This window comes from Marinitenerispora sediminis (assembly GCF_003336425.1).
Taxonomy (GTDB): domain Bacteria; phylum Actinomycetota; class Actinomycetes; order Streptosporangiales; family Streptosporangiaceae; genus Marinitenerispora; species Marinitenerispora sediminis.
Window position 1 is genome coordinate 1 of sequence record NZ_QEIO01000161.1, and the last position, 11,434, is coordinate 11,434.

The following is an 11,434-nucleotide window of genomic DNA, read 5'->3' on the forward strand; positions in this document are numbered from 1 at the left end:
GTCCGGCCCCCGCCCCTCCAGCCTGCCCTAATCCCCCTCTCAGCCCGGACCCGGGAAGTTCCGCGGCGGGGCTGGAACGCCCAGGGCGCCGGGGTTGTGGAGGGAGGTGCGGCGTAGCCGCACGACTCTGCTGTTGTCTGGATGTTTCCTTGAAAATTACAGTCGCCTTTACGGCGTAGATTTTCAGTAGACCGGCGGGGAGACCGGCCGCCGTGCGGCCGCCCACCCGTCGAGCAGCCGGGACCTCGGCGGCCCCCGCGCAGATCGCAACGCCCTTCCGGCTCCGCTTCGCGGCCGGACTCCACAAGGTGGAAACGACCTGTCCGGAGGGGCGGCCGCCGCCCCGGCTGGCGGCGCCGAGGGCGAAGACTCGCCGCCGGCGCCTACCGCCGCATGCGCGGGGGGGGAACTCGTAGGCTGGCCCACAGACGCTGCTCACCGAGAGAAGGCCCATGCGAAGGAGTTCGACGCCCGCGAGCGGATCGTCCACCGGCTCGCCGCCGGGAGCTTCGCCCCGGAGCCGCCGCTCCCGGCCGCGGCGTTCGTCTGAACGCCCACAGGCGCCCTCGAACGCCGGCGGCCCGGTCAGGCGACACCCGCCGCGGGTCCGGTCGCGGAGCAGCGAGGTCCCGTGCGGGAGGTCAGACCCGGCGACGGGTCCCTGCGCGCTCGCCCGGACGGGGGCGCGCAGGGACCCGTACCGCTGGGCGCCGCTGCCGCGCCGCAGGCCAGGGGCCGCTCAGGCCGGGCAGGACACGTCCCGCGCCGGCAGGTCGCCCTCGACCAGGAAGGCCGTGGTCACCTCCTGCGCGCACGCGTTGTCGCCGTAGACGTAGACACCGTGCCCGCTGCCGTCGACGCTCACCAGCCGGGACCGCTGCCCGAATTCGTCGTCGAGCATCTCCCCGCCCAGGTGCGGCGTGACCGGGTCGCGCTGGTTCTGCAGGATCAGGACGTTGGCGGGCCCGTCGTCGACGATCTCCACGGGCGGCTCGGCCGGCTCATGCGCCCAGTAGGCGCACGGCATGATGTTGGCGCTGGCGGCACCGTAGACCGGGTACCGCTCCCGGTCCTCGGCGACGCTGCGCCGGTAGGTGTCGACGTCCTCGGGCCACTCCACGTCGTTGCAGGTGACGGCGAGGAACACCGACCAGGCGTTGTCGAACGGCGACGGCTCGGCGCCCGCCGCCGGCTGGGCGCCGGGCCCCGCGAGGCCGGCGGGCGGGCTCCCGCCCAGCAGGTCCGCGGCCGCCGCCGCGTCGGAGTCGAGAAGCGACCGCCAGACCTCCGCCGTCTGGGCGTAGAGTCTCTCGCTGTAGAGGCCCGCGAAGGTCGCCAGCCGGAAGAGGGCGCCGTCGACCAGCCCCTCGCCCGTCTCCACCGGGCTCTCGTCGAGCCGCTCGGCGAGCTCGAAGTAGGTGCCGCGCACCTCCTCCGGCGAGGCGCCCAGACCATACTCGCCGTGGCGCTCGGCGGCCCATCGCGCGAAGTCCGGGAAGGTCTCTTCGGCGCCCAGGCCGTACCTGCGCATCCCGTCGTGGTCGAGGTGGGTGTCGCCGATGTTGCTGTCCAGCACGATCCGGTCGGCGCGGCCGGGGAACATCGACGCGTAGGCGGCGCCCAGCGCCGTGCCGTAGGACGCCCCGTAGAAACTGGCCTTCCGCTCGCCCAGCGCGGCGCGGATCCGGTCCAGGTCGCGGGCCGTGTTCGCCGTCGTCAGGTGGCGCAGTCGCCCGTCGGTGTCGTTGTCCGCGCACAGGTCGGCGGCGGCCTCGGCGACCCCGGCGTGCTCGGCCACGGCCGCGTCGTCGACCGCGTAAGGCGGGATGTTGCCGCGGTAGTCGGTGGTGAAGCCGCAGTTCACCGGCGAGGAGTACCCGACGCCGCGGGTGTCCATACCGATGAGGTGGTAGCTGTCCGAGACGTCGGCGGGCAGGCCCAGGGAGACGAGGTCGGCCGGCATCGTCAGCCCCGAACCGCCCGGGCCGCCGGGGTTCAGCAGCAGCACGCCGCGCCGCGCGTCCGGATCCGTGCTGGCCAGCCGGGACACCATGATCTCGATCTCCGTGCCCCCGGGATCGGCGTAGTCCAGGGGCACCGGCACCAGGCCGCACTCCAACTCGGGTGCCGTGGCCGCCACGTCCTCGGGGCAGGTGCCCCACTCCACCCGCACCGCCGGCTCTCCGCCTCGGTCGTCGGCCGCGGCCGGTACCGCGAGCAGCGGCCCGAGGAGGCCGATCACCGCCGCCGCGGTCCGGTTCCGCCCCGTTCTACGCCTTCGCCGCACGTCCGCCCTCGCCTGTATCGGCCTCAACGCTGCCCGCCCGTCCACGGCCGCACGCCGAGCCCTTGGGGGAGGTATGAGACGCCGGTGGCCGTCACCGGGTGAGGGGGCGGCAGCGGCCGCGGAGCCGGGAACGGAGGGGAAACGGTTGTCATTGGGGTGCATGCCCCGAACCTAATCCGCGGCGGACTCGTGACCGAGTGTCACGGATCACCGGTTTCCTCCGCGCTCCGCAGAGCCGGGGCATGACAGAAGTCAGGTCGGCGCCCGTCGAGGCGGGTCGCGGCAGGACCGCGCCGTCCCCAGCCCCGCTGCCTGGCGGGTCCGCTATCCCCGGACCGGGAACGCGGTCGAGCTGGTCGCGGACGCCGTCGCTCCGCTCGCGGGTCTCCGAGGAGGCGTCCCGCTCCTGCTCCTCGTGCTCCTGGTCCGGCAACCCAGTCGACGCCGAACCGGCCCCCGACGCGCACTCGCGCGCCGTCTCAGACTCCGCAGTCGCAGCACTCGCACGACCGGCAGCACCTGGCGCAGGAGCAGCAGCCGTCGCAGGTCTGGCCGCACGCGTCGCACATCTCCGCGACGGGGTCGCACCACCCCTCGTGCGGCTTCCCCGACCACGGCCCCGGATGGGGGTCGCGGCAGCAGAACTGGCACGTGCAGCACATGAACACCGCGACGGCGCAACCGGCGACCGGGCCGCGGCGCCGGGGCGGCCGGTGGATCCTGGGGGTCTCGCAGTTGCAGGTGCAGCAGCAGCCGCCCTGGTCCTGCTCCGCCCGCCGGGAGCGGCGCCGGCCGGCTCCCCCGGCCGGTCCCGGGGCTCCCGGGTGCGGCGGGGAGGCGTCGCCGGCCGGGTGGCCGGCCGCGGTGAAGGTGCGCCGGACCGCGCGGGGCAGCTCCTCCGCCAGTAGCGCGCGCACCAGCCGGTCGTCGGTGAACTCGGCCTCGTCGAGTGCGAGCCGGACGCCCAGGACCGCGTCGTCGCAGAGCCTCCGCACCTGACGCACCGGCGTGCCGGTGGCGGCGACGGGGTTCCACGCGCCGCTCGCCGCGTCGGCCCGCTGGTCCTCGACGGCGTCCAGCAGGTGCGCGATGCGGCCGAACAGCCGGCCGGCCTCCGCCAGCGGAGCCTCGTTGCCCGGCCGCCCGGCGAGGACCGCGGTGTGCGCGAACGCCCGCGCGGTGGCCAGCTCGGTCGGCTCGGTGACGGCGCGGATGTCGCCGCCCGGCCCGGTCGCGGCCTCGGCCGCGCGCTGCCGCTCGACCACCGCCAGCAGCGCTCCCCCGTCCAGGCCCAGCTCCGCGCCGGACCGCCCGGCGCCGCGCGCCCACCGGTCGGCCACCCGCCGAGCGGCCCCGCGCACCGCCGGGGCCGCGTACCCGCGGTCGCGGTCCTCGACGTGGTCCGCGACCTTCGCCGAGGCGAGCGCCAGCGAGACCGTGGCCGCCAGCCGGGCGCCGTCCCCGCGGGCGACCTCGGCGCGCCGCATCCCGCGCAGCGGGCAGGGGCCGGCCGCGCGGGTGCCGGCGCCGGGGGCGCCCTGGGCGGCGACGAGGGCGGAGACGACGAGGCCGTCGTAGTTGGTGGCGACGCGGGCCAGCTGGCCGTGGTCGTCGCGCAGTGCGAGGCACATCCCGCACAGGTGGGAGATCCAGGCCGTCGCGAGGTCGCCGGGCAGGGTGTGCCGGCAGGGGCGGAGGATTCCGAACACGTCTGCTGCGTTCTCCAGGGGTGGTCGCGGGCGGGAACGCTGCTTCGATGCGGGGCGGCGACGCCCGGTTCCGGCCGGTGGCGAAAATCCTTTGCCGGCCGCGCGGGCCCCCCGTTAAGCTGCCGCCGCGATGTGTGCTTCCTCGGCCGCTGCGGCGGCATCCTGCGCGATCACCGGCTCCGGGTGGGCCCGGTGGGGCGCTTTCGCCGTCAGCCGTCCCCGCTGGCGCTCCGGGAACCCGGAGCGGAGGGGGCGCGCGCGGAGCTGACCGACGTCGGTCCGCCGTCCCACGCGATCCGGGTCCAGATGCGTCTCCATGACCATCCGGGCGGACGCGCACTCTTCTTCACCGTTGTCCTCGCCGCACCGCGGCGCTGCTTGGTGTGCCGCCCCGCGCCGTCCGCCCGCTGTCCGCCGCCCCTCCGGGCGGCTGGAATCGGACATCGCCGTGGCTTCCGACCGCCGAAACGGGCGCGCCCGCGCCCGAATGCGACTTTCGCAGAACTTCCTCACCGACCCCGCGGTGGCCCGCCGCGTGGTACGCGTCTCCGGTGTCGGCCCCGCTGACCTCGTGGTCGAGGTGGGGGCCGGGGAGGGCATGCTGACCCGGCCGCTCGCCGCGACCTGCGGGCGACTCGTCGGCTACGAGATCGATCCGAGGTTCGCCGCCCGCCTGGCGGCGCGCTTCCGCGACCGCGGCGACGTGCGGATCGTCGGAGGGGACTTCCTCGCCGCGACTCCGCCCCGCGAGCCCTTCGCGGTCGTCGGCAACATCCCCTACGCGATCACCGCCGGGATCGTGGACTGGTGCCTGCGCGCGCCCAGCCTCACGTCGGCGACCCTGCTCACCCAGCTGGAGTACGCGCGCAAGCGCACCGGCGGGTTCGGGCGCTGGAGCCGGCTGACGGTGCGCACCTGGCCGGGCGTGGAGTGGACGATGGCGGGCCGCGTCCCCCGGGACCGGTTCCATCCCGTCCCGCGCACCGACTCCGCCATCCTGCGGCTGCGCCGCCGCCGGGTGCCGCTGCTGCCAGCGGGGTCGCTGGCGGCCTACCGGCGGCTGGTGGACCTGGGCTTCACCGGCGTCGGCGGCTCGCTGCACGCGTCGCTGCGCCGGGAGTACCGCACCGACCGCCTCGGGGTGGCGTTCCGCTCGGCCGGGCTGCCACGGGAGGCGGTGGTCGCCCACGTGCGCCCTGACGCCTGGGTGACGCTGTTCGCGGTGCTGCACGGGATCGACCGCACATAGTTGCGCCGGGGCGGCGTCCGCGTGAGCGGGTGCCGCCGGCTCCGCCGCGCGCTCGTCGGCTGCGGGCATCGGGGGGCGGACGTCCCCCGCTCCCCTCCACCGGCGGGAAGCCCTCCGGCGGTATCCAGCTGGACATGGGATGCCGCTGGCGCCAGCGGGGTGGGGCCCCGCCGTCGCGGGCGGTCCGGCCCGCCGCTGGCGGCGGGGCCCCGGCGCGTGCGCGGCGAGCCCGGCGGCATGCTCTGCGGGATCCGCCCCCGGCCCCGTCGCGGCCAGGCCAGGGCGAGCGACAGCGCCCCGGGCGTTGGAGGCCCCCGCGGTCAGGGCCGCCTCGACGCATCCGAGGGCGGCGGCGATCACGGCGTGGGCGCGCGGGTCGGAATCTCGGCGGGGTCGGCCCCGAGGCGGCGTGCGATCTCGGGCCGCGGGAGTTCTTGCCATCGGGCGTTCTTCTCCCGGTGCCGGGCGGCAGGCGGCGATGTGTTCGTGACGGGGCGGGTGCGGCGCCGAGTGCGCTCGTCGCGGGCCTCGTACCCCTCGATCAGGGGATCGAGCGCGTGCCGCATGGCGCCCCGGAGAGCTTCGCCCCCGGGTCGGGCTGCGGGGTCGTCGCGCAGGCGCTCGCCGCTGTCGGCCATCTCGCCGAAGAGCGCGTCCCGCTTGGAGAGGAGGCACCGGGACAAGGTGCTGCGGGAGATCTCGGCGGCCGCGCAGACGCCGTCGGCGGCCGTCGCCTCGAAGCCGCGTTCGAGGACAGCGGCCGAAGCCGTCCGGCCGGCCCCGCGGCGAGGGGCGGCGGCCGTCGCGGCGTGGTCGCCGACGGTGCGCTCGACCACGCCGGCCACCGGGCCGCCCTGCGTGTCGGCGGAGGCGGCGATACTGGAGCGCGTTCGGCGGAGCTGCGGGTGACGGGAGTCGGGGTGCTGGTACTGCACGGCGTGTGGGCCGGGGACGGGGTCGCGGTCTGGGCGGAGGACTCCGGTGCGGCGGCGCGCGGACCCGGGCCGGACGCGTCGTCGCACCCGTTCGCCGCTCCCGGTGCGGCGCTGCGCGCGGCCGTCGCGGCGGCGGGCGGCTCCGGGGCCGGCACGGCCGCCGAGCGGACGCTGCGGCTGCGGCTGCCCGCCAGCGCCGGCCAACCGCTCCCCTCACCCGAGCTGGGCGGCGGGCCGGCCGGCGCGGTCGAGCTGCGCGAGTGGTACGTCCCCGCGCTGGTGGTCGCCGCGCCCGAGGCCGCGGGGCTGCTGGCGGCGCTGGGCGCGGAGGCGGACGCCGGCGGGCCGGTGCTCGGCGCCGGCCTGCGGCACCTGGTCGCGGTTCGGCGGTTTGCCGGGCGGCTGGCCTCAGCGGGCCGGCTGCTGCCCGTCCCCGTGGGCGACGGCGGCCCGCCGCGGTGGCGCCCGGTGCTGACCGGCGCCGACGCCCGCCACTTCGCGGCGCTGGTCGCCGCCCTCCCGCCGGCGGCCTGCGCCCATGTGGCGGAGGAGGAGTCCGGCTGGGCGGGCCGGCTGGTGTTCGAAGCGCTGGGCGCGCTGCTGGACGCCGACGTGCGCGGCCGGCTGGGACCGCTCGCCGGCCGGCTGGACCGCGCGGTGCCGCCCGCCGCCCGGGATCCCGAACCCGGCCGCCGCCTGCGCGACTGGTACCGGCAGGCGCACCAGGCGCGCGGACGCGCCCGGTTGGTGGTGCGGCTCCGCGAGCCGGAGCCCGCCGAGGAGCCCGGTACGGCCGAGGTGTGGCGGGTGGAGTTCTGGGTGCGCTCCGGCAGCGACCCGAGCCTGCAGATCCCGCTGCGCGAGCTGTGGCTGGGCTCGGGCGCGGCGTGGCTGCCCGACGACGTGGAGGAGACGGTGCTGCGCGAGCTGAACCGCGCCGCCCGGCACTACCCGGCGGTGCGCGGCGCGCTGCGCGACCTCGCCCCCGAGGGGATCAGCATGGGGACCGGCGGCGCGTACGCGTTCGTCCGCGACGTCGCGCCGCGGCTGGCGGACGCCGGGGTCGACGTGGTGCTGCCGCACTGGGCGGCCGGCGCCGCCGCGCTCGGCCTGAAGCTCACCGTGCGGGAGCGTGCCGCGGCGGGCGGCGGCTCGGGGATCGGCGCCGAGGACCTGGTGGACTTCTCCTTCGAGGCGGTGCTGGGCGGCACCTCCCTGGACGTCGCCGAGCTGGCGGAGCTCGCCCGGCTGAAGCAGCCGCTGGTGCGGCTGCGCGGCCGGTGGGTGCGGGCCGACCCGGCCCATGTGCGCGCCGCGCTGGACTTCCTGCGGCGCCGCGGGCGCGGCCGGGCGCGCCGGGAGGAGGCGGTGCGGATGGCGGCCGCCGCGGAGGCCGCCCCGGGGGTGCCGGTGGCGGAGGTGGACGCCGACGGGGACCTGGGTGCGCTGCTCAGCGGCACGGCCGAGCGGCGGCTCGCCCCCATGCGGACCCCGGACGGCTTCGCCGGGACCCTGCGCCCCTACCAGGAGCGCGGCGCCGCGTGGCTGCGCTTCCTCGGCGGCCTGGGGCTGGGCGCGATCCTGGCCGACGACATGGGGCTCGGCAAGACCGTGCAGCTGCTGGCGCTGCTCGCCGACGAGCGTGGTGGCGGCTCCCCCGGCCCGACCCTGCTGGTCTGCCCGGTGTCGCTGGTGGGCAACTGGCAGCGGGAGGCGGCGAAGTTCGCCCCGAAGCTGCGGGTGCACGTCCACCACGGGCCGGAGCGCCCGCACGGCAACGCGCTGGCCCGGCTGCTGGGCGAGGCCGACCTCGTCGTCACCACGTACGGCGTGGTGCTGCGCGACGCCGACGAGCTGGCGGCGATGCCCTGGCACCGCGTCGTCTGCGACGAGGCGCAGGCCGTCAAGAACAGCGACGCCCGCCAGACCCGGGCGGTGCGCGCGCTGCCGGCGAAGGCTCGGATCGCGCTGACCGGGACGCCGGTGGAGAACAACCTCGACGAGCTGTGGTCGATCATGGAGTTCGCCAACCCCGGCCTGCTGGGGCCGGCCGCGGCGTTCCGGCGGGGCATCGCCGACCGGGTCGAGCGCGACGCCGACAGCCCGGACGGCCGGGCCGGGGCGGCGCTGCTGCGCCGGCTGACCGGCCCGTTCATCCTGCGCCGCCTCAAGACCGACCGCTCGATCATCTCCGACCTCCCGGAGAAGCAGGAGATGCGGACGTGGTGCACGCTCACGCCGGAGCAGGCCCAGCTGTACCGGGCGGCCGTGGACGACATGACCGAGCGGATCGACGACGTGGACGGGATCCAGCGCAAGGGGCTGGTGCTGGCCACCATGGCGCGGCTCAAGCAGATCTGCAACCATCCGGCGCAGTTCCTCGGCGACGGCTCCGCGCTGGCCGGGCGGTCCGGCAAGCTGGACCGGCTGGAGGGGCTGCTCGCCGAGGCGCTCGCGCGGGGCGACCGGGCGCTGTGCTTCACCCAGTACACGGCGTTCGGGGACCGGTTGGCGCCGTACCTGGCGGCGCGGCTCGGCCGCGAGGTGCTGTGGCTGCACGGCGGCACCCCGCGCCCCCGGCGCGAGGAGATGACGCGCCGGTTCCAGGAGTCGGGCGAGCCGATGGTGTTCCTGCTGTCGTTGAAGGCGGCCGGGACCGGCCTGAACCTCACCGCGGCCAACCACGTGGTGCACATCGACCGGTGGTGGAACCCCGCCGTGGAGGATCAGGCCACCGACCGGGCGTTCCGCATCGGCCAGCGGCGCGACGTCCAGGTGCGCAAGCTCATCTGCGTGGGGACCCTGGAGGAGCGGGTGGACGAGATGATCGAACGCAAGCGGGCGCTGGCCGGCAGGGTGGTGGGCACCGGGGAGGAGTGGCTGACCGAGCTGTCGACCGCGGACCTACGCGAGGTGCTGCGGCTGGCCCCCGAGGCGGTGGCCGGATGAGCGGGGCGCGATCCGCCGGTTGGGCGCGCCGGTTCGCCGCGGTGCTGGAGGGGGACGCCGAGCGCGGCCGGCTGGCGCGCGGGCGCGGCTACGCGCGGGCCGGAGCCGTCACCGAGCTGCGGGTCCGGCCGGGCGAGGTCACCGCGCGGGTCCGGGGCCCGGGGGGCGGCCCGTACCGGGTGAGCCTCATCACGGTCGAGCTGGACGCGGCCCAGTGGTCGACGGCGGCCGCGGCGCTGGCCAGCCAGCCGCTGTTCCGGGCGCGGCTGCTCGCGGGGGAACTGCCGCCGGAGGTCGAGCTGGTGTTCGACCGGCTCGGCCTGCCGCTGCTGCCGCGCGGGCTGTCCGACGTGGTGGCCACCTGCTCCTGCCCGGGCTGGGACCAGCCGTGCGCGCACGTCGCGGCCACCCTGTACGCGCTGGCGGACGCGCTGGACGGCGACCCGTTCCTGCTGCTGGCCTGGCGGGGCCGGGAGAAGAGCGCCTTCCTGGCCGAGCTGCGCCGGCACGCCGGCACCCGCCGCGGCGGCCCGGACAGCCCCGCCGCGCCCGCCGACGTCGCGCCGCCCGCCTGCCCGGATCCCGCCGAGCCGGCCGCCGCGGATTTCTGGACCCCGGTGCCGCTCCCGCCCCCGCCCGAACCGGCGGGAGCTCCGGTGTGGGCGCTGCACGAGGCGGACGGCGAGCCCGCGGCGCTCGTGGCGGAGCTGCTGCCGCTGTACGAGCGGCTGACCGGGGCGGCCCCGGACGGGGAGTGACCGCCGCGGGCGCCGCCGCAGCGGACCGCGGGGCCGCTCGGCGTCTTCGCGGCGAGCCCGCTCCTGCGCCGAGCCAGCGCCGGCCCGGCCCGGCGGCCCCCTTCCCTGCCCGACCGCTTCTTCCAGCACCCCCGCCTTCCGGGCTCCAGCCGCGTGCCGGCGGGCGCGCACGCCCGAGGATCCGTTGGTCACCTGGCGGTGGCCATGCCAGCGCCGGCCACGGCCACGGGCCGGGGGCGGCAACAGGCCCGACCCGTGTCCAGGCCACTTCGGGCGACTCACCGGTCCCGCCACACCGGTTGTCCGGTTGTTCCGTCCGAGCCCCTTCCTGTCAGACACGCTCTGGAGGTACTGACCATCGCGGTCGGCGACATCGCGGACGGATCACCGCAGACGAGGATGCCCCGCCGGGCCGCCAGCCGGGCGCCCCGGGGCGCGTGCCCGTCCGCAGGGCCCGTGACGCGACACCGGAGCCGGCCGGGTGGCGCCGTAACCCGGCCGGCTCCGGCAGGGGATCGAGGAGCCTCATCCGGGCGCCGCGCCCCCAGGCCGCCCCGAACCGCCATACCGGGCACACGCTCCGCGGATCCCCCTGGCGCCTCCCCGCCATCCGGCTCCCGCACTGGACACCGCGCTCCGGGACGGCCGACTGGTCGGCGCCCCCGCACGGACGCCGACCGCCGCCGCCGACAGCACACCGCTCCCCCGGCGGCGATCTGCGGGTGCTCCGCGGCGGAGCTACCCGGCCTCCCGCTGACGCGGAGCGCGGAGGATGCCCGCCGCCTCCTTCGCCGACGCCGGGGGCGGGGCAGCTCCGCCTCGGCCGCCCCCCGGGCCCCCGGTGCCGACGCGCACCGCAGCCTCCGCGCCGCTCCCGCCGGGGCCGGCGCCGGCCGAGGCGCGTGGCGGGAACCTCCGTGCGATCATGGAGCGCATGACCGGCGAGCCAGCGAAGAACGCCCCCAGGGCGCTGCGTGCCGACGCCTGGCGCAACCACGAGCGGATCATCGCCGCGGCCACCGCCCTCCTCGCGGAGCATCCGGGCGCCAGCATGGAGGAGCTCACGCTGGCCACCGGGCTGGGCCGGACCACGGTCTACCGGCACTTCCACACCCGCGAGCACCTGGTGGCCGAGGTGTACCGCACCTCGTTCGCCGGGGCCCGCCGGGTGTTCGCGGACGCCGGCCTGGACCGCTGCCCGGCGGAGGAGCTGCTGGCACGCGCGGTGGCGGCCGGTCTCGCGGCGGTGGACGCCTACCCGGTGCTGATCAACGGCCCCGGGCTCGACATCAGTGTGGGCGGCCGGCTGAACCCCGACTACACCGACTGCCTGGACGTACTCGCGCGGGCGATGGGGCGGGCGCAGGAGGCCGGCCTGCTGGATCCGGCGCTGCCGTGCCGCTGGCTGGCCAACTCGCTGCTGGACGACTGCGCGGGGGTGGTGCTGTTCGCCGCGGACCTGCGGGCCTGCGACCGGGAGCCGCTGCCGCTCGTGCTGGAGGCGTTCCGGCGCGCGTGGGGCCGGCGCGGGGGGTCCTGACGGGACC

7 protein-coding genes are annotated in these 11,434 nt (G+C 77.2%); 4 read left to right on the forward strand and 3 right to left on the reverse strand.

The window, feature by feature from the left end:
• Positions 1-739: 739 nt before the first annotated feature.
• Both DEF28_RS22775 and DEF28_RS22780 read right to left on the reverse strand, forming a co-directional pair.
• Complete coding sequence (locus DEF28_RS22775; RefSeq protein WP_233515491.1) at positions 740-2,242, reverse strand: alpha/beta hydrolase; 1,503 nt, start codon at positions 2,240-2,242, stop codon at positions 740-742.
• Positions 2,243-2,766: 524 nt separating this feature from the next.
• Positions 2,767-3,996, reverse strand: coding sequence for a DUF5685 family protein (locus DEF28_RS22780; RefSeq protein ID WP_114399986.1), 1,230 nt, complete (start codon positions 3,994-3,996; stop codon positions 2,767-2,769).
• Between the two features lie 487 nt (positions 3,997-4,483).
• Here DEF28_RS22780 and erm point away from each other — a divergent pair, with 487 nt between their 5' ends.
• Complete coding sequence (gene erm / locus DEF28_RS22790) at positions 4,484-5,245, forward strand: ErmE/ErmH/ErmO/ErmR family 23S rRNA (adenine(2058)-N(6))-methyltransferase (protein ID WP_199493462.1); 762 nt, start codon at positions 4,484-4,486, stop codon at positions 5,243-5,245.
• Between the two features lie 356 nt (positions 5,246-5,601).
• On the opposite strand, the gene DEF28_RS22795 is transcribed toward erm, so the two are convergent.
• Positions 5,602-6,081 carry a TetR family transcriptional regulator gene (locus DEF28_RS22795; protein WP_114399989.1) on the reverse strand — a complete coding sequence of 160 codons (480 nt, stop codon included), beginning with the start codon at positions 6,079-6,081 and terminating at the stop codon, positions 5,602-5,604.
• Positions 6,082-6,165: 84 nt separating this feature from the next.
• On the opposite strand from DEF28_RS22795, the gene DEF28_RS22800 reads away from it, so the two are divergent.
• The 3 genes from DEF28_RS22800 (at position 6,166) to DEF28_RS22815 (ending at position 11,427) form a co-directional block, all read left to right on the forward strand.
• Positions 6,166-9,129, forward strand: coding sequence for a DEAD/DEAH box helicase (locus tag DEF28_RS22800; RefSeq protein ID WP_114399993.1), 2,964 nt, complete (start codon positions 6,166-6,168; stop codon positions 9,127-9,129).
• Positions 9,126-9,887 (forward strand): SWIM zinc finger family protein, encoded by a 762-nt coding sequence (locus DEF28_RS22805; protein ID WP_114399990.1) that lies wholly within the window; start codon positions 9,126-9,128, stop codon positions 9,885-9,887. Before DEF28_RS22800 ends, DEF28_RS22805 begins: the two co-directional genes overlap by 4 nt.
• A gap of 934 nt (positions 9,888-10,821) precedes the next feature.
• Complete coding sequence (locus tag DEF28_RS22815; protein ID WP_158562903.1) at positions 10,822-11,427, forward strand: TetR/AcrR family transcriptional regulator; 606 nt, start codon at positions 10,822-10,824, stop codon at positions 11,425-11,427.
• Positions 11,428-11,434 lie beyond the last annotated feature (7 nt).